At 65.5% G+C, this 25,139-nt stretch carries 24 protein-coding genes; 14 read left to right on the top strand and 10 right to left on the bottom strand.

The features are described 5' to 3' along the window. The first annotated feature begins 3 nt into the window (after positions 1–3). Entirely contained in the window at positions 4–1,122 is a 1,119-nt protein-coding gene (locus I6F24_RS04970) for a branched-chain amino acid ABC transporter substrate-binding protein (protein ID WP_036012868.1), read from the top strand. 94 nt (positions 1,123–1,216) lie between these two features. Here the strand turns inward: I6F24_RS04970 and I6F24_RS04965 are convergent, their stop codons facing one another. Then, positions 1,217–1,603: a response regulator gene (locus I6F24_RS04965; protein WP_036027801.1), complete on the bottom strand. Its 387-nt coding sequence runs from the start codon at positions 1,601–1,603 to the stop codon at positions 1,217–1,219. Positions 1,604–1,836: 233 nt separating this feature from the next. On the opposite strand from I6F24_RS04965, the gene I6F24_RS04960 reads away from it, so the two are divergent. The 3 genes from I6F24_RS04960 to I6F24_RS04950 are packed head-to-tail and all read left to right on the top strand — an operon-like array spanning position 1,837 to position 5,965. Beyond that, positions 1,837–4,650, top strand: coding sequence for a PAS domain S-box protein (locus tag I6F24_RS04960; RefSeq protein WP_036043571.1), 2,814 nt, complete (start codon positions 1,837–1,839; stop codon positions 4,648–4,650). 55 nt (positions 4,651–4,705) lie between these two features. Next, the gene (locus tag I6F24_RS04955; protein ID WP_225151244.1) at positions 4,706–5,704 is read left to right on the top strand and encodes a P1 family peptidase; all 999 of its coding nucleotides are present in this window, start codon (positions 4,706–4,708) and stop codon (positions 5,702–5,704) included. Positions 5,705–5,752: 48 nt separating this feature from the next. Continuing rightward, entirely contained in the window at positions 5,753–5,965 is a 213-nt protein-coding gene (locus I6F24_RS04950; RefSeq protein ID WP_036012871.1) for a KTSC domain-containing protein, read from the top strand. Positions 5,966–5,978: 13 nt separating this feature from the next. Here I6F24_RS04950 and I6F24_RS04945 read toward each other — a convergent pair whose 3' ends face one another. Then, on the bottom strand, positions 5,979–6,728 hold the full coding sequence (locus I6F24_RS04945) for an EF-hand domain-containing protein (RefSeq protein ID WP_225151242.1): 750 nt from the start codon (positions 6,726–6,728) through the stop codon (positions 5,979–5,981). Positions 6,729–6,983: 255 nt separating this feature from the next. Between I6F24_RS04945 and rpe the strand changes: the two genes are divergently transcribed. The 5 genes from rpe to I6F24_RS04920 all read left to right on the top strand — a co-directional run bounded on the left by rpe (position 6,984) and on the right by I6F24_RS04920 (position 8,961). Continuing rightward, positions 6,984–7,685, top strand: a complete 702-nt coding sequence (gene rpe, locus I6F24_RS04940) for a ribulose-phosphate 3-epimerase (RefSeq protein WP_109143248.1) — start codon at positions 6,984–6,986, stop codon at positions 7,683–7,685. A 47-nt stretch (positions 7,686–7,732) separates the two neighbouring features. Continuing rightward, positions 7,733–8,332, top strand: coding sequence for a hypothetical protein (locus I6F24_RS04935; protein ID WP_109143247.1), 600 nt, complete (start codon positions 7,733–7,735; stop codon positions 8,330–8,332). 90 nt (positions 8,333–8,422) lie between these two features. Beyond that, positions 8,423–8,563, top strand: a complete 141-nt coding sequence (locus I6F24_RS04930) for a hypothetical protein (protein WP_167361692.1) — start codon at positions 8,423–8,425, stop codon at positions 8,561–8,563. 5 nt (positions 8,564–8,568) lie between these two features. After that, positions 8,569–8,751 (top strand): hypothetical protein, encoded by a 183-nt coding sequence (locus I6F24_RS04925; RefSeq protein ID WP_225151240.1) that lies wholly within the window; start codon positions 8,569–8,571, stop codon positions 8,749–8,751. Positions 8,752–8,772: 21 nt separating this feature from the next. Further along, positions 8,773–8,961 carry a hypothetical protein gene (locus I6F24_RS04920; protein WP_109143246.1) on the top strand — a complete coding sequence of 63 codons (189 nt, stop codon included), beginning with the start codon at positions 8,773–8,775 and terminating at the stop codon, positions 8,959–8,961. Positions 8,962–8,988: 27 nt separating this feature from the next. Here the strand turns inward: I6F24_RS04920 and I6F24_RS04915 are convergent, their stop codons facing one another. The 5 genes from I6F24_RS04915 to I6F24_RS04895 form a co-directional block, all read right to left on the bottom strand. Next, positions 8,989–10,422, bottom strand: a complete 1,434-nt coding sequence (locus tag I6F24_RS04915) for a bifunctional serine/threonine-protein kinase/universal stress protein (RefSeq protein WP_225151238.1) — start codon at positions 10,420–10,422, stop codon at positions 8,989–8,991. Between the two features lie 3 nt (positions 10,423–10,425). Next, positions 10,426–11,166 carry a metallophosphoesterase family protein gene (locus tag I6F24_RS04910; protein ID WP_036043558.1) on the bottom strand — a complete coding sequence of 247 codons (741 nt, stop codon included), beginning with the start codon at positions 11,164–11,166 and terminating at the stop codon, positions 10,426–10,428. 118 nt (positions 11,167–11,284) lie between these two features. Continuing rightward, the gene (locus tag I6F24_RS04905; RefSeq protein WP_109143243.1) at positions 11,285–11,890 is read right to left on the bottom strand and encodes a hypothetical protein; all 606 of its coding nucleotides are present in this window, start codon (positions 11,888–11,890) and stop codon (positions 11,285–11,287) included. Next, on the bottom strand, positions 11,883–12,569 hold the full coding sequence (locus tag I6F24_RS04900) for a hypothetical protein (protein ID WP_036043556.1): 687 nt from the start codon (positions 12,567–12,569) through the stop codon (positions 11,883–11,885). The genes I6F24_RS04905 and I6F24_RS04900 overlap by 8 nt, the downstream gene beginning before the upstream one ends. After that, entirely contained in the window at positions 12,566–13,336 is a 771-nt protein-coding gene (locus I6F24_RS04895; protein WP_225151237.1) for a MotA/TolQ/ExbB proton channel family protein, read from the bottom strand. The genes I6F24_RS04900 and I6F24_RS04895 overlap by 4 nt, the downstream gene beginning before the upstream one ends. A 198-nt stretch (positions 13,337–13,534) precedes the next feature. On the opposite strand from I6F24_RS04895, the gene I6F24_RS04890 reads away from it, so the two are divergent. Then, positions 13,535–14,905, top strand: a complete 1,371-nt coding sequence (locus tag I6F24_RS04890) for a histidine kinase (RefSeq protein WP_225151234.1) — start codon at positions 13,535–13,537, stop codon at positions 14,903–14,905. 7 nt (positions 14,906–14,912) lie between these two features. Further along, positions 14,913–15,566 carry a response regulator transcription factor gene (locus I6F24_RS04885; protein ID WP_036012892.1) on the top strand — a complete coding sequence of 218 codons (654 nt, stop codon included), beginning with the start codon at positions 14,913–14,915 and terminating at the stop codon, positions 15,564–15,566. A 451-nt stretch (positions 15,567–16,017) separates the two neighbouring features. Here the strand turns inward: I6F24_RS04885 and I6F24_RS04880 are convergent, their stop codons facing one another. After that, positions 16,018–16,605, bottom strand: a complete 588-nt coding sequence (locus I6F24_RS04880) for a TetR family transcriptional regulator (protein WP_036012895.1) — start codon at positions 16,603–16,605, stop codon at positions 16,018–16,020. A 563-nt stretch (positions 16,606–17,168) separates the two neighbouring features. On the opposite strand from I6F24_RS04880, the gene purB reads away from it, so the two are divergent. Both purB and I6F24_RS04870 read left to right on the top strand, forming a co-directional pair. Beyond that, a complete protein-coding gene (purB, locus tag I6F24_RS04875) occupies positions 17,169–18,476 on the top strand; it encodes an adenylosuccinate lyase (protein WP_225151232.1) in 1,308 nt (435 codons plus the stop codon). A 164-nt stretch (positions 18,477–18,640) separates the two neighbouring features. Next, complete coding sequence (locus tag I6F24_RS04870) at positions 18,641–19,813, top strand: M20 aminoacylase family protein (protein ID WP_036012899.1); 1,173 nt, start codon at positions 18,641–18,643, stop codon at positions 19,811–19,813. A gap of 19 nt (positions 19,814–19,832) precedes the next feature. Here I6F24_RS04870 and I6F24_RS04865 read toward each other — a convergent pair whose 3' ends face one another. Together I6F24_RS04865 and I6F24_RS04860 are read right to left on the bottom strand one after the other, a co-directional pair. Then, positions 19,833–21,665 (bottom strand): caspase family protein, encoded by a 1,833-nt coding sequence (locus I6F24_RS04865; RefSeq protein ID WP_225139780.1) that lies wholly within the window; start codon positions 21,663–21,665, stop codon positions 19,833–19,835. A 168-nt stretch (positions 21,666–21,833) separates the two neighbouring features. After that, entirely contained in the window at positions 21,834–23,741 is a 1,908-nt protein-coding gene (locus I6F24_RS04860; protein WP_225151228.1) for an acyl-CoA synthetase, read from the bottom strand. Positions 23,742–23,967: 226 nt separating this feature from the next. On the opposite strand from I6F24_RS04860, the gene I6F24_RS04855 reads away from it, so the two are divergent. Further along, positions 23,968–25,047 carry a preprotein translocase subunit SecD gene (locus tag I6F24_RS04855; RefSeq protein ID WP_225151227.1) on the top strand — a complete coding sequence of 360 codons (1,080 nt, stop codon included), beginning with the start codon at positions 23,968–23,970 and terminating at the stop codon, positions 25,045–25,047. Positions 25,048–25,139: the final 92 nt, after the last annotated feature.

Raw genomic sequence — 25,139 nt, 5'->3', positions numbered from 1 at the left:
CTCATGAAATCACTGAAGCTCATCGGTCTGGCATTCGGCGCATCGCTCGCGCTATCGAGCGCGGCATTCGCGCAGGATGTCACCGTCGCAGTCGCAGGCCCGATGACCGGCGGCGAGTCCGCCTTCGGCCGCCAGATGAAGAACGGCGCCGAGATGGCCGTCGCCGACATCAACGCCGCCGGTGGCGTCAACGGCAAGAAGCTCGCGCTCAACGCCGAGGACGACGCCTGCGATCCGAAACAGGCCCGCTCGATCGCGGAAAAGATCGCCGGCGCCAAGATCCCGTTCGTCGCCGGCCATTTCTGCTCGTCGTCTTCGATCCCGGCCTCTGAAGCCTATGCGGACGGCAACGTCCTGCAAATCACCCCGGCTTCGACCAACCCGCTCTTCACCGAGCGCAAGCTGTGGAACGTGGCGCGAGTCTGCGGCCGCGACGACCAGCAGGGCCTGATCGCCGCGCAGTACATCGCCAAGAACTACAAGGGCAAGAACATCGCGATCCTCAACGACAAGACCACTTACGGCAAGGGTCTTGCCGACGAGACCAAGAAGGCGCTCAACAAGGCCGGCATCACCGAGAAGATGTACGAATCCTACAACAAGGGCGACAAGGACTTCAACGCGATCGTCTCGCGCCTGAAGAAGGACAATGTCGAGCTCGTCTATGTCGGCGGTTACCATCAGGAAGCCGGCCTCATCCTCCGCCAGATGCGCGATCAGGGCATGAAGACGGTGCTGATGTCGGGCGACGCGCTCGCGGACAAGGAGTACGCCTCCATCACCGGTCCCGCCGGCGAAGGCACGCTGTTCACCTTCGGTCCCGACCCGCGCAACAAGCCGACCGCGAAGAAGATCGTCGAGGCGTTCAAGGCCAAGGGCATCGATCCGGAAGGCTATACGCTCTATACCTACGCTGCGCTGCAGGTCTGGACGCAGGCGGTCAAGAAGGCCGGCACCACCGACGCCAAGAAGGTCATGGAGACCATCAAGGCCGGCAAGTGGGACACGGTGCTCGGCCCGATCGAAATTGACGCCAAGGGCGACCTCAAGCAGATCGACTATGTCGTCTACAAGTGGGACGCCAAGGGCAATTACGCCGAGCTCGGCGCCAAGGGCTCTTGATCGAGAATGCTCTTCGGGGATCCCGATCAGCGATCGCCCGAAGACTCCCGCCATCGCGACCACGCCCCGGCTTGCCGGGGCGTTCTTTTGCCGGTCAGACCGCGGCCGAAATCTCGTCGCCGGCCGCGGCCTGGGCCTTCCGCAGGGCCTGCAGCAGATCGTTCGGCCGAAACGGCTTTTGCAGGCCGACCACGTTGGCGAGGTGGGGCGATTGGTCCATGAAATCGAGTGCCGTCATCCCGGATACCGCAATCACCGGCAGCGCCGGCGCGCGTTCGCGCAAGGCGGTGATGACGTCGACGCCGCTGGTATCACCGAGGAAGATGTCCACAATCGCCGCGTCAAAGCGGCTTTCCGCAAAGGCCTTCAGCCCCGCCGCGCCGGTTTCGGCCTCCACGACCTCGAAATGGTTGACCCGAAGCACGATCGCCACCATCGCGCGGACGTCCTTCTGGTCGTCGATGATGAGAACGCGGGGCATGGGCAAACTCCCGATCTCGAAATCAAAATCGCCTGTTTCAAGCCTGGAACCGGCCGCAGCGGCAGGGCATTATGACACCGCCCAGTAAAGTGCCCCTTACCAATCCCTGTTCCGTGCTCTCACCGAAATTAGGTAAGCTGTAACCCTCGGTTGAGTCGTAAACCGGTTCCGTGACCACCTGCGCCCAGAACCCGCTACGATGAACGGACTGCCGGCGAATGAGACTAGCGGAGATGCTCAAGCCCATCGACTCGCGCGAAATGGACGTGCCTGCGCCGATCGACCGAAGCACATTTCTGTCGACCCTGCCGGCCACGTCGGCCGACCGCACTGCAGCATTGACGATTGTCGGTGTGTCCTCGCTCCTGTTCGCCGCAGCCGTGCCCTTCGCCGGTACCCCGCTCCTGCCGGTGCCAGCCTTCGTCGCCAGCTATCAATCCGCGCTGGCCGTGAGCGACATCGTCACGGCAGTGCTGCTGCTGTCGCAATTTGCGATCCTGCGCACCCGCGCGCTGCTGTGGCTCGCCAGCGGCTATCTCTTCACCGCCGCGGCGGCGCTGGTTCATGCCCTCACCTTCCCAGGGCTGTTCACCCCGACCGGACTCCTGGGCGCGGGCCGACAGACCACGGTGTGGCTCTACATGATCTGGCACGCCGGCTTTCCGCTCTGCGTGATGGCATATGCCTGGCTGAAGGAGAAAGACGGTGGGCCCCGGATCCGCGGCGCGGTAAGCACCGCGATTTATGCCTGCGGGCTCGGCGTTGTCGCCGCGATGGCGGTCTTCGCCTGGATCGTCACCGCGCAGCACGATCTGTTGCCGGTCCTGTTGAGCGAGGGCCGCTACACGGCGACCATGATCGGCGTCGTGTCCTTCGTGTGGTCGCTGAGCTTTGCCGCGCTGGTCTCGCTCTGGTTCCGCAGGCCGCATACGGTGATCGACATCTGGCTGATGGTGGTCATGTGCGCCTGGCTGTTCGACATCGCCCTGTCGGCGATCGTCAACGTCGCGCGCTTCGATCTCGGATTCTATGCCGGCCGGCTCTACGGCCTCGCCGCGGCGACCTTCGTGCTCGCGGTGCTTCTGATCGAGAATGTCCGCCTCCAGGCGCATACAGTGGGCCTCGTCGGAAAGCTGCGCCAGCAATCGGCCTCGCAACGCGACTATTTCGGCAAGCGCCTCGCGCTGTACGGCGCCGTGGTCGAATCCTCCAATGACGCGATCATCACCAAGTCGCTCGACGGCATCATCACCAGCTGGAACAAGGCCGCCGAAAACCTATTCGGCTACTCCGCCGCCGAGGCCGTCGGCAAGCCGATCGACATCATCGTGCCGCCGGATCGCAAGGGCGAGATCAGAAGCACCCTCAACCAGATCGCCAGCAATGAATCGATCGCCCAGCACGAGACGGTCCGAATCCGCAAAGACGGCCGCCCGCTCGACGTCGTCCTGAACGTCTCGCCGCTGCGGACCGACGATGGAGAGATCATCGGCGCTTCCAAGATCGCCCATGACATCACGGAAGAAAAGCAGGCTAGAGAGAAGCTGCGCCGCGAGACCGAGGAACGCCAGCGGATTTTCGAGACATCGCAGGACCTGATCCTGGTCACCGACGGCTACGGCAATTTCGTCCAGGTCAGCCCGAGCGTGCAGAACATTCTCGGCTACAGCCCCGAGGACATGGTCGGGCACAGCGCGATCGAGTTCATCCATCCCGACGATCTCGAGAAGACGCGGAGCGAGATGCGCGCGGCCCGTCGCGGCGCGGTCAAGCGCAGCTTCGAGGCGCGCTACTACCATTACGACGGTCACGAGGTCACGCTGAACTGGATGGGCACCTGGTCCGAGCCGGTGAAACGCCACTTCTTCATCGGCCGCGACCTCACCGACAAGCAGGCCGCCGAAGCCCAGCTCCGGCAGGTCCAGAAAATGGACTCGATCGGCCAATTGACCGGCGGCGTCGCCCACGACTTCAACAACGTGCTGACCGTGATCACGGGCACGATCGGCATTCTCAGCGACGCGGTCGCCGACCGGCCCGATCTTGCCGCGATAACCAAGCTGATCGACGACGCCGCCGAGCGCGGCGCGCAGCTGACCAAGCACCTGCTCGCCTTCGCCCGCAAGCAGCCGCTGCAGCCGCGCGAGATCGACGTCAACGCACTGGCGCTCGAAGCCGCCAAGCTCTTGCATCCGACGCTCGGCGAGCAGATCACCATCATGCCGCAGCTCACCGAGGATGCCTGGCCGACACTGGTCGACCCGGGCCAGCTCTCCACCGCGATCCTCAATCTCGCGCTGAACGCGCGCGACGCCATGCCCGAGGGCGGCACCCTGGTGCTGGAGACCCGCAACATCTTCCTCGACGACGGCTATGCCAGCATGAACCCCGACGTCGTTGCCGGCAATTACGTGATGATCGCGGTCAGCGACACCGGCACCGGAATTCCTGCCGAGCTGATCGACCGGGTGTTCGATCCCTTCTTCACGACCAAGGAGGTTGGCAAGGGCACTGGCCTCGGCCTCAGCATGGTGTTCGGCTTCGTCAAGCAATCGGGCGGGCACATCAAGATCTACAGTGAGGAAGGCCACGGCACGAGCGTGAAGATCTACCTGCCGCGCTCGACCGGTGTGCAGGAGACCGAGTTCGAATCGCTCCAGAATGCGCCAATCACCGGCGGTAACGAGAAGATCCTGATCGTCGAGGACGATGCCTTGGTGCGGCAGTATGTCGTGACGCAGGTCAAGAGCCTCGGCTATACCGCGCTCGAGGCCGCCAACGGCGCCGAGGCGCTCAATATCATCGACAGCGACGAGACCATCGACCTGCTGTTCACCGACATCATCATGCCCGGCAACATGAATGGCCGCCAGCTGGCCGACGAAGCCCACAAGCGCCGCCCCGACCTGAAGACGCTGTTCACCTCGGGCTACACCGAGAACGCCATCGTCCATCACGGCCGGCTCGATTCCGGCGTGCTGCTGCTGGCCAAGCCCTACCGCAAGTCCGAGCTCGCCAAGATGCTGAGGACCGCGCTCGCCGGTTGAGCCTGCGGCATTGCTGCGCTATCGCAGATCGTGAATTCTCAAACACGAGGCCGCCTTGAAGAACCTTCTCACCGATATCGCCGGCGTCCGGGTCGGTCACGCCGAAGATCCGATAGTCGGTTCCGGCGCGACCGCGATCATCTTCGATTCTCCTGCGATCGCCGCGATCGACGTGCGCGGCGGCGGCCCCGGCACGCGCGAGGATGCACTGCTCGATCTCGCCAACACGGTCGAGCGCGTCGACGCCATCGCGCTGTCGGGCGGCTCGGCCTTCGGCCTCGACACCGGCGGCGGCGTGCAGGCCTGGCTCGCCGAGCAGGGCCGCGGCCACCGGGTTCGCGAAGCGCTGATCCCGATCGTGCCGGGGGCGATCCTGTTCGACCTGCTCAATGGCGGCGACAAGGCCTGGGGACGCTTCTCGCCGTATCGCGACCTCGGCTATGCCGCGGCGACTGCCGCCACCAGCGCGGGTTTCGCGCTTGGCAGCGCCGGCGCCGGCTTCGGCGCCACCACCGCGACGTTCAAGGGCGGGCTTGGCTCGGCATCGGCCGTGACGCCGAGCGGAATCGAGGTCGCGGCGATCGTCGCCGTCAACGCCGTGGGCAGCGTCACCGTCGGCAATGGCCCGTGGTTCTGGGCGGCGCCGTTCGAGGTGGACAGCGAATTCGGTGGACGCGGCCTGCCGGACAAGTTCACCGAGGACATGCTCCGCATGCGCATCAAGGGCGGTCCTGCCGCGAGCGCGCGCGAGAACACCACCATCGGCGCCGTCGTGACCAACGCGGTGCTGACCAAGCCCCAGGCCAAGCGGCTGGCGATGATCGCGCATACCGGCTTCGCCCGCGCGATCTATCCGGTGCATGCGCCGACCGACGGCGACGTGCTGTTCGCCGCCGCCACGTGCGAAAAGCCGATCGAGCCGCTGGTTGGCCTCACCGAGCTCGGCACGATCGCCGCCAACGTGGTCGCCCGCGCGATCGCCCGCGGCGTCTACAGCGCGACGGCCCTACCGTTTCCGGGCGCGCAGCCAACCTGGCAAGACCGGTTCGGCTAGAAACGAAACCGTCACCCAAGCGTTACCCGGCGGACAAGGTGTGCGGCCATGCCCTCTTCCGTGATTCGCTTCTTTCGCTATTCGCCAGAGAAACGCGAGCTGAAGGTGACGTTCGTCAGCGGGCGCCTCTATGTCTATGAGGATGTTCCGCCCGAGATCGCTGCTGCGTTCAGGGATGCGCGCGCAAAAGGAACGTTCTTCAATCGCGAAATCCGTGACCGCTATGCCTGTCGTGACATCACGCACGAACCTGCCGGTTAGCTTCGGGATGTGCTCACACGCTGATCGACATCGATGAAGCTCCTGATCCCGCAGTAGCCTGCGCCTGGCGCTGCATCATCTGCCCGAACCAATCATAAGGCGAATTTCCGCCACCTTTCGCATTCGACGAGCTGGCGGCGCCCGGCACCGTGGTCGACATCTTGAAGCCGTCGGCATAGGTGACGGTGGTGGTGGTCGAGCCGTCGGCATTGGTCGTCGTGGTCGACGTCGAGCCGCGGCTGGATTGCGACGAGGAATCCGAGCCATCGCCCGCGCCTTCCGCGTGATCACGGCCGTGACCGCCCCTCAGCGCCTTCGTCATCTCGCCGAGATTGACGCTGCCATCCGCATTCGCGTCCATCTTCGAGAACACGTCGTCGGCCTGGGCCAGGTTGGTGCCGCCCGCGCCGAGCGCGTCCTCGAACTCGGACTTGGTGATCTTGCCGTCGGCGTCAGCGTCGATCTGCGAGAACAGATCCTTCAGCGCAGCCTCCCGGCCCTTCGACGACGAGGATGTGCCGTTGGCCGACTGGCCCTGCGCCGCGAACAGCGCATTCATCGTCTCCGCCGAGATCTGCGGATATTTACCTGCATTGACCGACGAGGTCGCGCCGGTCGTGCTGCTGCCGCTGTCGATTGCGAACGGATTGGTCGGCGCGCTCTGCGAGGAGCCGGTCTTGTGCGCCGCCGACGACGATTTCGCGTTCGTCAGCGACTGGATCGCGTCGAGCGCGCTCGATACCGCACCAAGGGCGAACAACATTGCACAACTCCAACAGGATGCGGCATGCCGCGACCAATGTTCTGCGGCTGAACTCAGCAAGCGCCGTGCCATCGCGAAAAGCTCAACGAATTCCGCATCCGTCGGGTCGTGCAGGCCGCGGGAACATCGGCAATTCATGCCGCCGGCGGCAGAAATTTCCGCCCACAGGAAGCGCGCCCCTCCTGCATTGCCCGCCACAAGAGCCCATGTTAGGCGAGGCCATTCGTCGTCCGTCCGCCCCCGGGAAAACGCGCCATGACCCAAGCTTTCGCCCCCCGCCCCCTGGCCATCGCGCCCTCGATCCTGGCCTCGGATTTCTCGAAGCTCGGCGAGGAGGTGCGCAGCGTCGACGCCGCCGGCGCCGACTGGATCCATCTCGACGTGATGGACGGGCACTTCGTTCCGAACATCTCCTACGGTCCTGACGTCATCAGGGCGATGCGCCCGCACACCAAGAAGATCTTCGACGCGCATCTGATGATCTCGCCCTGCGATCCCTATCTCGAGGCCTTCGCGAAGGCCGGCTGCGACCACGTCACCGTGCACGCGGAGGCAGGTCCCCATTTGCACCGCTCGCTCCAGGCGATCCGCGCGCTCGGCAAGAAGGCCGGCGTCTCGCTCAATCCGGCGACGCCGATCAGCGCGCTCGAATACGTTCTCGACCTCGTCGACCTCGTGCTGGTGATGTCGGTCAATCCCGGCTTCGGCGGCCAGGCCTTCATCCCCTCCGCGATCGGCAAGATCCGGGACATCCGCGCGATGGTTGCGGGCCGCCCGATCGACATCGAGGTCGACGGCGGCGTCGGCCCCGATGTCGCGGGTGCGCTCGCCGCGGCCGGCGCCAACGCTTTCGTCGCGGGCACCTCGGTGTTCAAAGGCGGCACGCAGGAGGCCTACAAGACCAACATCGCCGCGATCCGCAACGCGGCACTTGGGGCACGCGGCGAGGCGATCTGAGACCATCGCTATCCGAACCGGAGCCGCGGCCGCTACGACCAAGTGGAATGGATAAACTCCGCGCCACTCCGTTTACTGCCGGCCTGCTTCGTCTTCTCGCCGAGTCCCTTCATGATGGAGAGCAAGTGGTCTGGCAGGGGCAGCCCGACGCCATCGCCAACGCGACAATGTGGCGATTTCTCTGGTGGATCGGATTTCCCTGGTTGCTGCTGACCGTCATCGCCGTCAGCAACGATTGGATCGACCAAGCGACCCAACCTCTGGCAATGATTGGAGTTGGGATGATTGCAGCTCCGTTCGTGATGCTGCTGCAAGACCTGCAGACGCTTTATGTGATCACCGACCGCCGCGCGCTGATCGTGCGCACGGCCTGGAGCAGACGCAGCGTGACCGCTACTTCGTTCGACGCCATGGATGAAGTGTTCGAAATCCTCGACATCGGCGGCGGCGTCGGCCACCTGAACTTTGCGTCAGGGCGCTCGACCCGTTCGCCCGATACCGACTACACCGGGCGCTATGGGTTTCGCTGTGTTCGAGACGCAAGGCGCATCCGGGATATCCTCGATCATGCGCGCACCGGCAAAGTACGTCGGTCGCACGCGGGAAGAACTGCGGCTTCCACGGGTTCTGCAAGGCGCAAAGCTTAAAATTGTAGCCTTGGTCCGTACTCATCCGGACTTCACTGATTCGCGCAAATCATTGCAAGTGATTCCTGCCTGTTTTCGCGGGAGCACATCATGACGACGACCCTGGTTTGGACTGGCGTGGCGTTGTGGATTGGTTTCAGTGCGTTTGTGGTGTTCGGTCCCTCGGCCGGACCGGTCGAGGCCCCGGCACGTCCGGCCCGCAACATCCGTCGCGACCGCACCAGGGGCTGACGTCCATGCAGATCGCACTCGTGAGGCGTCAGCCGAAGCGCCGGTGCCGGATTCCACGGCGCCCGCATCCGAGCCTCGATTATTTCTTCGGCCGCCTCGAGCGCGGCGATGGCACGCTGGACGACGATGCCGGGCTCGACAATTCGGACCTCGACCTCCGTTCGCCCGGCTCGCTGCGCCGACACTAAGACCTCTTTTCCGGACCGCCCATGAAACCGCATTGCCCGAACTGCCTGAAGGAAATGACCAAGGCGTCCGCGTCGCGTAACCTGTTCAATTGCGAGCCCTGCCGCGAGATCATCCAGTATTTCGGCGGCAGCGCCGATCACGGCGAGCCGGGACCGCAATTCGCCTGGCCGATCCGCCGCAAGCGCGCATTTGCCGTCCACGCGGCCTGATCCGGCCCGCAAATCGCCCCGGCCGGCCTAGCCTTCGCCGGCCTCCGGCCCGCCGCCGTCCCCCGCCAATCGCGGCGGCCGCACCACGGTGACGGTGCAGCTCGCCTCCGAGGCCACCTTGGCCGACACGCTGCCGAGCAGCATGCGCCGGAACGAGCTCTGTCGCGCGCCGATGATGACGTGGTCGACCTGGTTGGCCTTGGCAAACTCCAGGATCGCGGCGGCGGGATCGACCGCCTCCAGCACATGAGCCGACAGCCGGCTCTCGTCCAGCTTGAGCGGCGTTGCCCAATGCCTGAGCGCGACCAGACGATCGATATGCTTGTTGGAGCCCTGCTCGTCCAACGTCCGATCGATCGCAATCCGGTTCAGCTTGAGCACGTTGACGCAGGCAAGCCGCGCCGAGGGCAAAGTGGCGAGGATGCGCTCGGTGGTCACGCGCAGCGCCTCGTTCAGCTCCGGAGCGCCCTCCGCCGTGTCGAGCGCAACGGCGAGAATCGGGCTCGATGCGATCTGGGCTGCGACATCCGATTTCGCGCGCGGCACCATTGCGCCCTGGTTGAAGCGCCGGCGCCAGACGATGCCGAGGGAATCGCGCTTCACCCGCTCCGAGCGCGCGGTGAGCTTGACCTGGTCCGGATAAGCGAGATCGAAGGCAAGCTGGGCCGCAGTCGGATAGCGCCACACCGGCTCGATCTCCAGACAGCGCAACACCACCTCCTGAAGCCAGGGCGGATAATCCGCACGAAGCTTCCGCGGCGGATGCGGATCGCGCCACAGCCGGCGCCGCATCGCCCGCAGCGTCTCGCCCTCGCCGAACGGCCGCTCGCCGGTGGTGAAGAAATAGAGCAGCACGCCGAGCGAAAACACATCGCTGCGCGGATCGTCGCGCACCCCGAGCAGCCGCTCGGGTGCCATATAGGGCGCGGTGCCGTAAGGCAGGCGGAATTCCTCCTGCAACAGGTCCGGCAGGTGGTTGTGATGCGACAGGCCGTAGTCGATCAGCACCGCTTCGCCGCTCTCGCGGAACATGATGCTGCTCGGCTTGATGTCGTGGTGGATCACGTTCTGCCGGTGCAGATCCGCAAGCGCCGTGGCGATTCTGGCGACGAGCTGCCGCGCCTCGTCATAGGGCAGCGGCAGGTCGGGGAGCCGCTTGTACAGCGTGGCACCTGGAATGCGCTCGATCACGACATAGGCTTGGCGGGCGAAATCACCGGTGCCGAAGCAGGCCGGCACGTGCGGCCCCGCCAGCCGCGGCAGGATCATCATCTCCATCTCGAAGGAAACGATCGCGGCGGCGTCTTCGCCCTCCGACACCCGCGGGATCTTCATCAGCAAGGGCACGTCGATGCCGGGATGGGTGACGGTCCACAGCGTCGCCATGCCGCCGGCATGAACGCATTCGCCGATCGTAAAACCGTCGATCTCCGCGCCTGACTTGACCAGGGGTTTGGGCATCCGTCAGCGCCCCTGCAACAAGCGGTCGGCAAGCCAAGGCGGCAGGCCGTTGTCGCGGATCCTGCTCGCTGCGGTCTCGACGTCATAGGGCGCGCGGCAATAGGTGATCTGGCACGACTCGGTGTCGAACAGCACGAAGGCCGCCGACGGATCGCCGTCGCGGGGCTGGCCGACCGAACCGAGCACGGCGAGCCATTGCCGTCCGCGCAGGAGCTGCACGGGGACGTCGGTCTTCGGCACGAAGCTCGTCATCTTCGCCGTCACCGACATCGAATAGAGCGCCGGCCTGTGGATGTGGCCGCAAAAGGTGACGTGGGCCCGTGTCGCAATCAGGCTCTTGGCGGCGTCCACGGTCGAGCGGACATAGTGCCAGCGCTGGGGATGCGAGGCTTCCGCATGCACGAACAGGCGGCCATCGTCCTCCACCTGCATCGGCAATTCGGCCAGAAACCGCCGCTGCGCCGTGTCGAGGCGGCCGCGGGTCCATTCGATCGCGATCTGCGCCTCGGCGTTCATCGTCTCGGCCGTGGAATTGATCGCCTGGTCATGATTGCCGCGCACCGCGACGGCACCCTGCGCGACCAGCTCCATCGCGGTGTCCACCACCCATTCCGGATCGGCGCCATAGCCGACGAAGTCGCCGAGCAGGACGATGCCCTCCGCGCCCTTCGCACGCGCGATCTTCAGGCAGGCCTCGAACGCCTGCCTGTTGCCATGGATATCCGAGAAGACAGCGAGAAGCACGCACCCTCCACCCCTCAGATTCTTATTCGGGGCCGATGAGGCCAAATTGAGGGAGGTCAACAGGATGCGCCAGCACTGGGCCGTTTGCCAGCGCTGCTCTGCGGTGATGGTGATGGGCCTATTGCTCGTCCTTGGGCGGCATCCGGGGCGGCGGAATCGGCGTGAATACCGCGTCCTGGGCACCGGCCGGCGGCGCAGTGAACTCGCCGGTCGAGGAATCGCCGCCGCTGGTCTCCAGGATGGTCTTCGGCGTCACATATTCTCGAACCAGGTCGATCAGGCTGCCGTCGCCGCCGCCGAAATCCGCCGCGCGCCCTCCTTGCGGATGTCCGGCCGCGATCTCGTTCTCGGCGGCGTGGGTCTTGTCGGCCAGCCGGTCATTGTAGGGCACACGAAAAGCGCGCGGGATGCCGCTCGGGCGATTGTCCTCGTCCAGCGCCTCGACCCAGAGATAGATCGAGCCGGGATCGCCCTCAAGCGAATGCGGCTCGACGATGCGGGCCTTCAGCAGCTTGAAGGTGGTCGGCAGCCGCTCCGTGCTGGCCCAACCGAGCAGGCCGCGCATTTCGGTGAAGCTGACGATGTAGAAGGTGCTGGTCACGACCACGGCGACCGCCTTCAGGGACCAGTGCAGCCGCGCATAGACCAGAACGACCAGCAGCAGCGCGCCGATGACGGCATACGCGATCGACAGCGTCAGGATGACCGTTTGCAGGTTACTCACGGCGTACCCTCGTAGCGTTCCTGCTCACACCGGTCCTGGCATCGAGATCGCCGCCGTTGCGCCAGCTGCTGCGGAACGTCTCCAACAGCGATTTCGGCCGCTGATCGACATCGACGACCTTGCCTTCCGCATCGATCCGGAATCGGACCGCGGTCTTCTCGTCGCCGGTGTGGTCGAGCGTGAACTTGTTGTCGAAGATCACCTGCGCGGTCGGATTGAGCTTCTGCACCTTCACACTGGCCGTCACAGGCTCGCCCGTGGTGGCGACGAAATGCGAGACGTTCACGACGTACTCGCCGGCGAGGATGCCACGCACGGTGACGATCTCCTCGCGGATCGGCGAGGCGATCTTCTTGCCGTTGACGATGATGAAATTGTTGGCCCCGCCGCGGTCGTCGCGGTCGAGCGTGAGGAAGCCGGCCTCGCGGTGGCGATACCAGGCGATGTTGCCGGCGGGATCCTGCACGAACAGGTCGAGATCGTCGGGGTGGTTGTCCGGCCAGTCCAGCGTGATCATGAACTCCGCCTTGGAATCGATCTTGCCGTCCTTGGCGTCGGGGGAGACCGCCAGCAGCGCCAGGAAGAACAGGAAGGCGATCACCTGGAGCGCCTTGAACAGCATCACGCCCAGCGGGTCGAACGGCTCCTCGCGCGGATAGAGACCGAAATCATCCATCATGACGGCGTTCCCGAACCCTTGCGCTCCAGCACCGGCGTCACATAGGTCTCGGTCAGCACCACCGCGTCCGAGAACACCCGCTGGGTCGCGGCGTCGAGCATGTAGTACTGGATGCGGATCAGGATCGAGCCGACAAGGCCGGCCAGCGTCGTGTACATCGCGATCGCCATGCCGTCGCTCATCAAGCCCATCGAGGAGCGCATCGCGACCTTGTCGGCGGCGTCCAGCCCCGCGATCGGCGCCAGCATGATGATGAAGCCGATGATGGTGCCGAGCAGACCGAGCTTCATCAGCGTATCGGAGACGAAGGCGCCGAACCCGTTGGAGCCGCGCAAGCGATCGGCGAGATTACGTAGCAGCAGCGTCTGGTCGACCGGCCGGTAGTCCTGCGCCGCGGCCTTGGTCACCAGGCTTTCGATGTGGTCGCGCACCAGACCGCGCGGCAGCGCCACGGCGCTCGCATCGAGCGCCTTGCTGCCGCCCGCTGCCGACAGCACCGCGCGGCAGCGCCGCGTCGCCGCCCCTTCCCGCGCGATGGCCTGGGTCCGCAGGAAGCAGTGGCCGCAGGTGAGGACGTAGAGCGCCGCGATCACCGCTGAAATGTAGGTGCGATCCGAGGTCAGCATCAGGTGAATCAGGCCGAAGCGCCACAGCAGCACGACAGCGAAGATCGACAGCCCGGTGAAGATCATCCAGAACAGCAGCGCGCTGCGCTCGGATGGATCGGCAGCCTGGCTTGCGATTGGTCCAATCGTTATCGAACTCATGCTGCACCGCTCCTGGCTTGCAGGCGCCGGCCTGCAACGTGTCCTCACCGATTAGATCAAAGCCGCCGTTTCAGGTCCAAAGACCCATGCCCAATCCGGCTTGGGAAATTTGCCCGAGCTGCAATCCCTAGCGTTCTGCGATTGGCAAGGCACGGCGGCGTTGTTAGGCTGACCTTAGCAAACGTCGGGGGTGATCGCATGCGCCTCGTGCTTCAGCTTGTAGCTCGCCTGCTTCTAATCGTAGCGCTGTGCCTGGGAGCCGCGACCGTATGGGCCACGTTCGATGCCTATCGCAGCGTCGATCGGGCGACGGCGGCGTCGGCGCAGCGGGTCGCGCAGGCGCTTCAGGCGCTGTATTGGCGCGAGCTGTTGTTGCGCAGCAGCAGGGCGCGCGAGCATCTCCTGCCGGTTCCGGACTGGCGCACGCTGGAGACGATGAAGCTGATCTCGCCCGGCGTCTGCGTCGAGTTCCAGCCCGCGGCGGCCTTCGAGAAGCCGCTCTGCGGCCAGAGCGAGGGGCTGGGCAAGACGCCGCCGCGCTGGTTCGCCGCCATCGTGCCGAGCTTCCTCGGCAGCCACGCCGAGGTGGTGCGGCCCGTCAGTCCCCGCGCCGCAGCCGCCGGCGCCGTCGTTGCGACGCCCCATGCGGCCGCCGCGATCGCGCTCGCCTGGGACTACGTCCTCAACGTCATCGACGTCGCGCTGCTGATGGCGGCGGCGATCGCCCTGCTTGCTTCGCTCGCCATCGCGCACGCGCTGGCGCCGGCGCGCGCGATCGTCACCGCGCTTCAGCGCATGGCGCGCGGCCAATATCGCACCAGGCTGCCGCGCTTCCGCTCGATGGAGCTGGCGATGATCGGCAGCGCCGTCGGCGAGCTCGGCGGCCGGCTGGAGGAAGCGACCGAGCAGCGCGCCGCGCTGACGCGCCGCCTGATCGAGATCCGCGACGACGAGCGCCGCGCGCTCGCCCGCGAGCTGCACGACGAGTTCGGGCAGAATCTATCCGCCATTCTCGCCTTCGCCAACACGATCGAGACGGCGAGTACGAAGCAGCACAAGGATGATGGGATCGCGCAAGACGCGCGCATGATCTCGCAGGCGACGCACCATCTGATGGCCTCGCTGCGCGACGCGCTGAACCGGCTGCGCAATCCGCTGCCGGAGGAGCTCGGGCTCGAGGCGAGCCTGGTCAATCTCGTCGACAGCTGGCGCTCGCACAGCGCGGCGCGGCCGGCGATCCAGCTCGATCTCAGGGGCGACCTCACCGATATCAGCGGCCCGGCCGCCACCACGGCCTATCGAGTCGCACAGGAATGCCTGACCAACGCGCTGCGCCACAGTGCAGCGCGCGAGATCTCGCTCCGTGTCGAGCGGCGCGCCGGCGAGGACGATGCGCTGCTGATCCGCGTCGAGGACGACGGCGGCGGCGATGCGGAGCGCGTCGCGCAATCGGCCGGCTTCGGCCTCACCGGAATCCGCGAGCGCGTCACGGCGGCCGGCGGATCGCTGTCGATCCTGCCCGCCCGCGGCGGCCTCAGCGTTGCCGCGACCATCCCGCTCGCTGCATGAGGCCGGGATGAACGAGGTGGCGGCAACAGGCATCTCCGTGCTGCTGGTCGACGACCATCCGATCGTGCGGCAAGGCTATCGGCGCGTGCTGGAGAGCCAGGGCGATTTGCATGTCGTGGCGGAAGCCGACAACGCCGCCGACGCCTACGGCGCGTTCAAGGCGCATGACCCCGACGTGGTGGTGCTCGACATTTCGATGCCTGGCGCGAGCGGGCTGGAGGCGATCCGCAACATCCGCGCCCGCAGCCCGCGTGCGCGCATTCTCGTCTTCACCATGCACAATGAGGCCGTGCTGGTGAAGTCGGCCTTCGGCGCTGGCGCCTCCGGCTTCGTCACCAAAAGCAGCGAGCCGTCCGCGGTCGTGAATGCCATCCGCAGCGTCGCCCGCGGCGAGCGCGCCATGAGCGATGACATCGCGCATGTGCTGGCGGAGGACAGCCTGTCCCCGACCGGCTCGGTGCTGGACCAGCTGGGCGAGCGCGAGATCGAGATCTTGCGCCAGTTCGCCGGCGGCGCCACCACCGAAGAGATCGCGGCGCATCTCAATCTCAGCGTCAAGACCGTGCAGAACTATCACTACCTGATCAAGTCGAAGACCGGCGCGCGCACCGATGCGCAGCTGGTGCGGCTCGCCGCGACCTGCGGGCTGACGAGGATCTAGCAGCAAAGCTGCCGCACAGCCTCATCCCTCGCGATCCTCAATCTGCCGAACGAAATTGGAACGGTTCCGATCCGGCTCCGGTTAGTACGGCAGACAAGGAGTAAAGGGTCATGAGTAAGGGTCACCCCAAAGCAGTCGACCATCCCCCCATCATCACAGTAGGCGAGCTCATCGACGAACTTTGCCGTCTGCCGGACACCGCCATCGTCCACTTTCGCTGCCCGATGTTCGATCAGGAGCTGACATTCTACCGGCTTCGAAGGCGGTCGAAGGATGCCGTCGAAATCGCGGTCAACGCTTATCCGGATAGTCCGCCGGTCGTGCCATCGTCCGATCCTGCCTTCCACACGCGCAGACATTCGGCATCCGCACCCTTGCCCCGCGACGGCGCCGCTCTCCAGAAAACGCGAGGTTGATTGACAGCACCCAGGGTTGAACGGGTTCTGCGGCCTTAGGCCGCCTTCAGCCCACGCAGCAGCAGCGCAAGCGTCGCATCGAGGCGCGCGGGGAGATCGGCGTCCTTCCATTCCTCGGCATGGGCCGGATGGTGGAAGCGGACGGTCGCATCGAAGATCGCGCGCGCGGTCACCTTGACGTCGCCCACGGCGAACTCGCCCTGCTGCACGCCGTCGGTCAGGATCGCGGCGATCTGGTCGATCATAGTGTCCTTGTGGCACTTGACGGCCGCGCATGCCTCACGCGCCAGAGTCAGATAAGTCTCGAACATTTCAGGATCGTCGAGCACACGCGAACGCTTGGCCGCGAACAGCGTGCGCAGCCAACGGTCGAGCCTGTCGGGCGCCGAGCCCTGCTCCCTGGCGATCGCCAGCAGCGGGGCGTCGATGCGGTCCAGCCAGCGCTTGGCAACGGCCTCGCGCAGCGAGGCCTTGCTGGGGAAATGACGGTAGACGCTGCCGTGGCTCACATCGAGCGCACGGGCAACGTCGACTACGGTGGCCTTGGCAAGTCCGTAACGCCTGAGCACGTCCTCGGTGACTTCGAGGATCCGCTCCGGCGTCAAGACAACAGCTTCATTCATGCCAGCACCATGTTCCCGTTCAGGGCTCAGTTTACTCCGGCAGTAGGGCTGCTTCCGAAGCGCCCTGGCCGGTCGTTTCGGAAAGCCTATGCCTTAATGCGGCAGTTTTGCAGCCTGCGCCGCGATCTGGCGCGCCACCAGCAAATTGAGCCAATGCCCAATCACGCCGGTGAAATTGAGGATTTCGGTCGTCATTGTCTAAGTCTCCATTCGTCCGCGGTCCCCGCTCTTCAATCCGCCCTCCGATCCGAGCGTGGCTCGGATGTCGGGCTCCCCGGGGCTTGTCGCGGGACGCCCAATCGGAGCGTCCGAGAACGGATATACACGTCCCGCTGACAGATTTCAATATCTGTCAGTCAATGATCCGTGATTGACAGTTAATATCTGTGGCCAGGCGCCGCCATCCCGGCCGGCCGGTCCGGTGGAAAGGTCGGCGATGCCCTTCTTCCGGGGCCCAGACCGTTTGTTTCGCCCTGCCTGCTCTGTTACATCACGGCGTAAAAAGCATTTTGGCCGGCGCCGCCGTACTCGGGACCGCCCACCCACCTTCCTGGAGCCGCCCCATGATCCCCCGCTACACCCGCCCGGAAATGGCCTCGATCTGGGAGCCGCAGACCCGGTTCAAGATCTGGTTCGAGATCGAGGCGCATGCGGCGGACGCCCTCGCCGAGCTCGGGACCATCCCCAAGGAGGCCGCCCGGACGGTCTGGGCCAAGGCCAAGGACGCCATCTTCGACGTCGCCCGCATCGACGAGATCGAGCGCGAGACCAAGCACGACGTCATCGCCTTCCTCACCCATCTTGCCGAGATCGTCGGCCCCGAGGCGCGCTTCGTGCACCAGGGCATGACCTCCTCCGACGTGCTCGACACCTGCTTGAACGTCCAGCTCACCCGCGCCGCCGACCTGCTGCTCGCCGACCTCGACAAGGTGCTGGCCGCGCTGAAGAAGCGCGCCTTCGAGCACAAAGCGACGCCGACCATCGGCCGCAGCCACGGCATCCACGCCGAGCCCGTCACCTTCGGCCTCAAGCTCGCTTATGCCTATGCCGAATTCACCCGTGCCAAGGACCGTCTGATCGCGGCGCGCAAGGAGGTCGCGACCTGCGCGATCTCCGGCGCCGTCGGCACCTTCGCGCAGATCGATCCGCGCGTCGAAGAGCATGTCGCCAAGGCCATGGGACTCGTGCCGGAGCCGATCTCGACCCAGGTGATCCCGCGCGACCGTCACGCGATGTATTTCTCGACCCTCGGCGTGATCGCCTCCTCGATCGAGCGCATCGCCGTGGAGATCCGCCACATGCAGCGCACCGAGGTGCTCGAGGCCGAAGAGTTCTTCTCGGAGGGACAAAAGGGCTCCTCCGCCATGCCGCACAAGCGCAACCCGGTGCTGTCGGAGAACCTCACCGGCCTCTCCCGCATGGTGCGCGCCTATGTGACGCCGGCACTGGAGAACGTCGTGCTCTGGCACGAGCGCGACATCTCGCACTCCTCGGCCGAACGCATGATGGGCCCGGACGCCACCGTGACGCTCGACTTCGCGCTGGTGCGCCTCGCCGGCCTGATCGACAAGCTGCTGGTCTATCCCGCCAACATGCAAAAGAACCTCGACCGCCTCGGCGGCCTCGTGCATTCGCAGCGCGTGCTGCTGGCGCTGACGCAGAAGGGCGCCAGCCGCGAGGACGCCTACAAGCTCGTGCAGCGCAACGCCATGCCGGTCTGGCGCGGCGAAGGCGACTTCCTTCAGCTGCTGAAGAAGGACAGTGAGGTGAAGACATATCTCACCGACGCCGAGATCGAGGAGCAGTTCGACCTCGGCTATCACCTCAAGCACGTCGACACGATCTTCAGGCGCGTGTTCGGGGAAGCGTAGGATCGTAGGGTGGGTTAGCCTTGCGGCCTGCGCGAAGCGCAGTCCGCTGGGCGTACCCACCTCTTTCGCTCCCACGGAAATCGTGGTGGGTTACGCCAAGTGGATGCGCTTGCGCATCGGGGCTAACCCACCCTACAAACGACAACCAGAAAGCGGATTCCCTCATGCCCATCGTCAATCGCGTCGCCGCCCTCTCCGACGAAATGGCTGCCTGGCGCCATGACTTCCACGAGAACCCCGAGCTGCTCTACGAAGTCCACCGCACCGCCGGCATCGTCGCCGATCGCTTGCGCGAATTCGGCTGCGACGAGGTGGTGACGGGCATCGGCCGCACCGGCGTGGTCGGCGTGATCCGCGGCCGCAAGTCGGCCTCCGGCAAGACCATCGGCCTGCGCGCCGACATGGACGCGCTGCCGATCATGGAGACGTCGGGCGTGTCTTATGCCTCGAAGGTCCCCGGCAAGATGCACGCCTGCGGCCATGACGGCCACACCGCGATGCTGCTGGGCGCGGCCAAATATCTCGCCGAGACGCGCAATTTCGACGGCACGGCCGTGATGATCTTCCAGCCCGCCGAGGAAGGCGGTGGCGGCGGCAAGGCGATGGTCGAGGACGGACTGATGACGCGCTGGAACATCCAGGAGGTCTACGGCATGCACAACATGCCGAACCTGCCCGAGGGCCATTTCGCCACCACGCCGGGTGCGATGCTCGCCTCCTCCGACAACATCCAGATCACGGTCCGCGGCAAGGGTGGCCACGCCGGCGCCGGTCCGCACAAATCTGTCGACAGCGTGCTGATCGGCTCGCAAATCGTGAACGCGCTGCAATCGATCGTGGCGCGCAACGTCGATCCGCTGAAATCGGCGGTGATCTCGATCACACAATTCCACTCCGGCACCGCCTTCAACATCATCCCGGAGGTCGCCGAGCTCGCCGGCACCGTGCGCACGCTCGACCCCGAAGTGCGCGATCTCGTCGAACGCCGCATCGGCGAAGTCGCCGACAGCATCGCCCGCGCCTATGGTGGCTCGGCCGAAACGAAATACACGCGGATGTATCCGGTGACGATGAACCATGCCCGCGAGGCCGCACTCGCCGCCGACGTCGCGCGCGACATCGTCGGCACTGAGCGCGTCAACGACAAGTTCGTCCCGATGATGGGCGCCGAGGACTTTTCGTTCATGCTGGAAGCACGCCCCGGCGCGATGGTGCTGGTCGGCATGGGCGACGGCAACGAGTGTCACCACCCGGCTTACGTCTTCAACGACAACATTCTGGGTCACGGCGCCTCGTTCTGGGCGCGGCTGGTGGAAACACGAATGCCTGCGGGGTAGCAGGCGGGCAATCACCAGCTCAGTTGCAGACTTCGACCATGCTGGTGCCGCCGCCGGCCGTTTGGCCGGCAGTCCTATTGCCCCACGTCTCGAGCCGACAACCCTGCCGGACCGGCCGGCACCCTGCACTGTTGCAAAAGACCTGACCGGTCGCCTGCGGTTTTGACGGCGCGGACTCGCTTGCCTTCCGCTCATCGTCTCGCGGTCTGGAATTCTCGCGCGTCGCAACCGGCTTCTTCTCCTGCACCTTTTCGCATTCGTTATCGTCGTTGACACGATAACCGGCCCGGCAGGTGATCTTCACGCATTGGTCGCCGTCGGCCTTGAATCCGAAATTGCACACCAGCGGACAAACCCGTCCCGGCTTGGCCTTCAAAGCATCGAGTGCGTCGACGCTGGCCAGCTTCACGTCGAACTTGGTGCCGGAATATTTGTTGAACAGCGTCAGCGAGCGCTGCGCGGCCGAGCTCCACTCGCTTTCCGCAGACGAGGTCAGGCAACCGACGCGGCGCAACTCGCTCTGCACGGATTTCGTGAGTTCGGCCGGGGATAAGGTCGTCTTCGGCCCGGGCCCGGGCGCGAGCGCGGCCACTTTCTGGTTCTCGACCTCGGGCATCTGCCGATCGGCGGCCGGCTTTGCAGCCTGCTCCGCTTTCTCTGCCGCCTGCTTGGCCGCCAACTCGGCCTTGGCCTTCTCTGCCGCCTGTTTCTCGGCCAGCGCTTTCGCGGCCGCCGCCTCGGCGGCCTTGCGCTGCTGCTCGGCCGCTTCCGCCCTGGCCTGTTCGATCTGCTTTTGCTTCTCCGCAGCGATTCGCGCCTCCTCGGCGGCCTTGGCCGCAGCAGCCGCCTTCTCCTGCTCGGCTTTCTGGGCGCGCTCGGCGATCAGCCTTGCCTTTTCCTGCTCGGCCGCCTTGGCCTTTTGCTCGGCAGCCAGACGCGTCTCTTCGGCACCGATCTTGTTCAACTGCCCCTTGGCGAGGCTGGCATAGAAGCCGTCCGGATAGGTCGCCAAAAAAGCTTCCCAGGCATCGCGCGTCGCAAGCTGGAGCGCGAGCTCGTAGTCCCTGCGAACCGCGTCCTGGGGATTTGCCTGCGGACCGGTTGCGGCCGGCTTCATTACGAGCGGCACGTCGTCGCCGCCGAGCGAGCCATAGACATAAGGCTCCTGCTTGTAGCCGGTGGTCTTGAGCACGTCGTCGCGCACGAAGCCGAACGCCTTGCGCAGATCGAGGCCCGGCTTCGGCAGGTGCTCGACCAGCGCGGCAGCAAACGGACTATTGCGAGAATCGCCGTCGGATGCGGTCGAGCCGGCCTTCGCGGCGAAGGCGATCATCGTGTTCGGGCTGGTTGGCTCGACCTTAGCGAGGCCGCGTCCGATCGCCCGCGAGGCCAGCGTGCGCTTCATCGTCTTCGCAAAGGGGTTGTCGCGGCAGGCATCGAGGATGATCAGGCGCAGCTGCTTGGCCGGCTCGACCGCGAACAATGCGCGCTCGACAGGAATGGTTTCGTCGAGAACGTCGCCATCCGTCTCCAGCGTCGCGTCGGTCGGAATGAGATAATTGTTGCCGTCGAGCTCGATGCCGTGGCCCGCATAGTAGATCACCGCCATGTCCGCATCGCGTGACCTGCCGGCGAACTCGCGCAACATGCGCCTCATCTCGCTCGCACTGAGATCCAGCCTGACGTCGACGGAATCGAAGCCCGCCTTCTTGAACATGCCGCCAATCAGCGTGGCATCGTTCGCGGGATTGGTGAGCTTGGGCGCGCTCTTGTAGGCGGAATTGCCGATGACGAGCGCGACCCGCCGATCGGCGTGTGCCGATCCGCAGGCCAGTAAGGTGGCAAAAATCAATAAACCAAATAGCCGAAACGGAATCACTGCAGCCCCCTCGGATGCAATTTCCTGAGACTATTCGGAGCGTCGACGAAAGCCAAATTTTTCTATGTGAGGCCCATCACATAAACTCCTCGATCGCGGCTTATAGCTAATGCAGTCAGCCCTCGCCCCGCAGGCGCGGACCTACGCCTGCACCACCTCGTGGCGCATCACGAAGGGTGCGAGCAGTGCGTGCACCTCCCCCTCCACCGCTTCGCGCTGCCCAGCCGGCAGGCCCGTCAGCGTGACGGTCGCGATCGAGCCGTGGCTGCCGTGCGGACCGACCTTCACCTTGCAATCGATGCCGCGCTCGACCAGCGGCGCCAGCACCTTGGTGAACACGCGCGCGGCCGCGTCCCAGCGCAGCTGCGGCTTGAACACCTTGCCGACGCCCGTCACCGGCATTGGATCGATCGGGATGACCTGCACAGGAACGGCGGCGCGCTCCGGGGTGCGCTCGCGCACCCAGGCTTCCAGCTCGCCCGGCTCAACCTTTGCGCCGGGCTTCAACTGCACGTAGCCTACCGGCAATTCGCCGGCATAGGCGTCGGGCTGGCCGACCACCGCGGCGAAGCCGACGGCGGGATGGCGGAACATGATCTCCTCGATCGGCGCCGGATCGATGTTGTGGCCGCCGCGGATCACGAGATCCTTGGCGCGGCCGGTGATCCACAGATAGCCGTCGGCATCGAGCCGGCCGAGATCGCCGGAATTGACCCAGACCCCGTCGATGAAGGCACCCTTGTTGTGCTCGTCGTTGAGATAGCCACCGAACACGCCGGGCCCGGCCATGATGACGACACCGATCTCGTCCGGCTTGCAATCGCGGATCAGACGGCCGTCGGCGTCGAGCTGCACGATGCGCACCCGCGCATAGGGCATGGGAAGGCCGACCGAGCCGAGCCGGATCGGCCGGCCCGGATAAGCGAGCGTATGCACGCTCGAGGTCTCGGTCATGCCGTAGACCTCGACCACCGGCAGCTTCAGCGTCTCCTGAATCGCCGAGCCGACCGCGACCGGAATCGCCGAGCCGCCGCCGGCCGCATATTTCAGGCTCGAGATATCCGCATTCCCCGGCGGCACCGCGAGCGTCGCGGCGAGCACGGTCGGCACGCTCGACAGCGCTTCGGGCTTGAAGCGCTCGACGAGCTGCCAGATGTTCTTCACCGCATTCGGGTTGCGCCAGCCGCTCGGCGACAGCACGACCAGCGAGCCCCCGCCCGACAGCGTCGTCAGCACCTGGGTCAGCGATCCACCGACGTGAAACAGCGGCATGCCGAACAGCAGGTTGGCGCCGGGCTTGCCCTTCAACAGCAGATTGAGTGCCCAGGCCTGATAGACCTGGTTGGCATGGGTATGCCGCACCAGCTTGGGCGTACCCGTGGTGCCGCCGGTGTGGAAATAGGCTGCGATGTCGCTGCCGCGAATCTTGCGCCCGCTGACCAGCCGATCCGACGGCTGCTGCTTGATCAGGTCGCTGAAGGCGAAGATGCCATCGGCCGGATCGCCGCCGCCGAACACCTGCACGATGGCTTTCAGATGCTTCAGATGCGGGCGGATCTGCTCGACCTTCTGCCAGATGTCGGTGCCCGGCATCGGCCCGAGCGCCACCAGGATCTTGGTGTTCGCAGCTTCCAGGATTTCGGCGAGCTGGTGCGGCTCGAGCAGCGGATTGACGGGATTGGCGATGCCGGCGGCCTCGGCGCCGAACAGAGTGACGAACGCATCCGGCACCAAGGGCAGCATGAAGCTGATGACGTCGCCCTTCTCGGCGCCGAGCGCGTGAAACATGTTGGCGGCCTGGGTGACGCGCGCGATGAAATCGCGGTGCGTGACGACCAGCGGCGCGTCGGCGGGATCGGCATTTTGCAGGAACTGGACCGCCGCCCCGTCGGGATTGCGCTCGGCACCAAGCCTGATGGCGTCATAGGTGCTCTCGGCCGTGACGCGGTCGGCGTAGGGGACCTGCTCGAACGCCCGGACCTCCTCGTCCGTCAACAGTTCCGGATAGTCGTTGCCGATCAACCGATCGAGCGCGTGGATGCCCGCCATGAATTCCGTCCTCCCTCAGATGCATGTCCCCGCCGCCGTATCTTTTGACAGTTTGGTTCGGCGAGGTCTCGGCCGTGTTCGGTCGAGCCGGACCAGAATGATGGATGATTTGCCGTTCGTCCATTGCCTACCGGCTGCGCCACTTGAACCTCTGCGCCTGATCGAGGGACCAAGAACTGCCACTGAATTCACTCGCCAGCGCCCTGCCGCAAGACTCGAGGTCATCATGACGACGCCCCTGCGGAACCGGATCGCACGGCTGGTCGCTGCGTTCACAATGGTATCCGCGATCGCCCTGCCCGGCGCCGCGCTTGCCGACAGCCAGCTCGACAAGGTGCGGGTCAAGGTTGCCGCCTTCATCGCCGACAAGATGGAGAAGCTGGGCGGATCGCGGATCGTCTACAGGGTCGACACCGATGCCTTGCGGGAGGCGGTCGTCACGGATTTGCGCGACGACGTCTACAAGATTCTGCGCGAGGGCCGCATCGCGTTCTCCGGACTTGCGATCCGCGACGGCGGCGTCGACGTGAAGATCGCTGACGGCAAAGGCCGCGAACAGCTCACGCGCAAGCTCGTCGCGGCGGCGGAGGGGTTGCCGACACACGCGCTCAACGTCACCGACGCCGGCGACGGGCTGCTCAGGCTCGCGCCGACCGATGCCGCATCAGCCGCGCGGCTGCGCGATCTCGTAGAAGATTCCATCGCCATGATCGAGCAGCGCCTCAAGGACGCCGGCGTCAAGCTCGCCAGCGTCCAGCCCGAGGGAATGGACCGTATCCGCATCTTCCTGCCCGGATTGATGGAGCCCGAGCAAATCACCGCGATCTTCGCCAGGAAGGTCAAGGTCGGCTTCCGCCTGATCGACCTCTCGATGTCCGCAGAGCAGGCGCAATCGGGCACACCGCCGGCGGGCACGGAAGTCCTGCTCGGCTTCAAGGACAAGCTTCCTTATCTCGTCGCCAAGGACAGCGCCTTCGAGGGCGACGAGATCAGCTATGCCGGCCCGGGATTGACCGGCGACAGCAAGGAGCCGATCGCATCGTTCCGCTTCAACGGCCGCGGCACGCGGCGCTTCGCCCATATCACGGCAGAGAATGTCGGAAAGCCTTTTGCCATCGTGCTCGACGACAAGGTGATCTCCGCGCCCGTGATCCGCGAGCCCATCACCGGCGGCTCCGGCCAGATTTCCGGCAATTTCACCCTGGAAGAGGCCAACAGCGTCGCCATGCTGCTGCGCGCCGGCTCTCTGCCGGGGCGGCTCGGCCTCGTCGAGCAGCGGGTCGTGCAACCCGCCGCCAAGCCGTAAACGAAGGTCGCTTCGGGCCCGTCAGCGACGCTCAAGCCCGCACGGCTGGCCCGAATCACGGGCCTGCGCGGCCGGACGCGCAACCAACGGGC

The organism is Bradyrhizobium sp. BRP23, assembly GCF_020194135.1.
Lineage (GTDB): Bacteria > Pseudomonadota > Alphaproteobacteria > Rhizobiales > Xanthobacteraceae > Bradyrhizobium > Bradyrhizobium yuanmingense.
Note: the sequence above shows the minus strand (reverse complement) of the source record. Positions and strands in the feature narration are given on the sequence as shown.

What these genes read in the sequence shown, in the direction of transcription:
- I6F24_RS04970 (WP_036012868.1), top strand. Translation starts at nt 4, where the DNA reads ATGAAATCACTGAAGCTCATCGGTCTGGCATTCGGCGCATCGCTCGCG.
- I6F24_RS04965 (WP_036027801.1), bottom strand. Translation starts at nt 1,603, where the DNA reads ATGCCCCGCGTTCTCATCATCGACGACCAGAAGGACGTCCGCGCGATG.
- I6F24_RS04960 (WP_036043571.1), top strand. Translation starts at nt 1,837, where the DNA reads ATGCTCAAGCCCATCGACTCGCGCGAAATGGACGTGCCTGCGCCGATC.
- I6F24_RS04950 (WP_036012871.1), top strand. Translation starts at nt 5,753, where the DNA reads ATGCCCTCTTCCGTGATTCGCTTCTTTCGCTATTCGCCAGAGAAACGC.
- I6F24_RS04945 (WP_225151242.1), bottom strand. Translation starts at nt 6,728, where the DNA reads ATGTTGTTCGCCCTTGGTGCGGTATCGAGCGCGCTCGACGCGATCCAG.
- rpe (WP_109143248.1), top strand. Translation starts at nt 6,984, where the DNA reads ATGACCCAAGCTTTCGCCCCCCGCCCCCTGGCCATCGCGCCCTCGATC.
- I6F24_RS04935 (WP_109143247.1), top strand. Translation starts at nt 7,733, where the DNA reads ATGGATAAACTCCGCGCCACTCCGTTTACTGCCGGCCTGCTTCGTCTT.
- I6F24_RS04930 (WP_167361692.1), top strand. Translation starts at nt 8,423, where the DNA reads ATGACGACGACCCTGGTTTGGACTGGCGTGGCGTTGTGGATTGGTTTC.
- I6F24_RS04925 (WP_225151240.1), top strand. Translation starts at nt 8,569, where the DNA reads ATGCAGATCGCACTCGTGAGGCGTCAGCCGAAGCGCCGGTGCCGGATT.
- I6F24_RS04920 (WP_109143246.1), top strand. Translation starts at nt 8,773, where the DNA reads ATGAAACCGCATTGCCCGAACTGCCTGAAGGAAATGACCAAGGCGTCC.
- I6F24_RS04915 (WP_225151238.1), bottom strand. Translation starts at nt 10,422, where the DNA reads ATGCCCAAACCCCTGGTCAAGTCAGGCGCGGAGATCGACGGTTTTACG.
- I6F24_RS04900 (WP_036043556.1), bottom strand. Translation starts at nt 12,569, where the DNA reads ATGATGGATGATTTCGGTCTCTATCCGCGCGAGGAGCCGTTCGACCCG.
- I6F24_RS04895 (WP_225151237.1), bottom strand. Translation starts at nt 13,336, where the DNA reads ATGAGTTCGATAACGATTGGACCAATCGCAAGCCAGGCTGCCGATCCA.
- I6F24_RS04890 (WP_225151234.1), top strand. Translation starts at nt 13,535, where the DNA reads ATGCGCCTCGTGCTTCAGCTTGTAGCTCGCCTGCTTCTAATCGTAGCG.
- I6F24_RS04885 (WP_036012892.1), top strand. Translation starts at nt 14,913, where the DNA reads ATGAACGAGGTGGCGGCAACAGGCATCTCCGTGCTGCTGGTCGACGAC.
- I6F24_RS04880 (WP_036012895.1), bottom strand. Translation starts at nt 16,605, where the DNA reads ATGAATGAAGCTGTTGTCTTGACGCCGGAGCGGATCCTCGAAGTCACC.
- purB (WP_225151232.1), top strand. Translation starts at nt 17,169, where the DNA reads ATGATCCCCCGCTACACCCGCCCGGAAATGGCCTCGATCTGGGAGCCG.
- I6F24_RS04870 (WP_036012899.1), top strand. Translation starts at nt 18,641, where the DNA reads ATGCCCATCGTCAATCGCGTCGCCGCCCTCTCCGACGAAATGGCTGCC.
- I6F24_RS04860 (WP_225151228.1), bottom strand. Translation starts at nt 23,741, where the DNA reads ATGGCGGGCATCCACGCGCTCGATCGGTTGATCGGCAACGACTATCCG.
- I6F24_RS04855 (WP_225151227.1), top strand. Translation starts at nt 23,968, where the DNA reads ATGACGACGCCCCTGCGGAACCGGATCGCACGGCTGGTCGCTGCGTTC.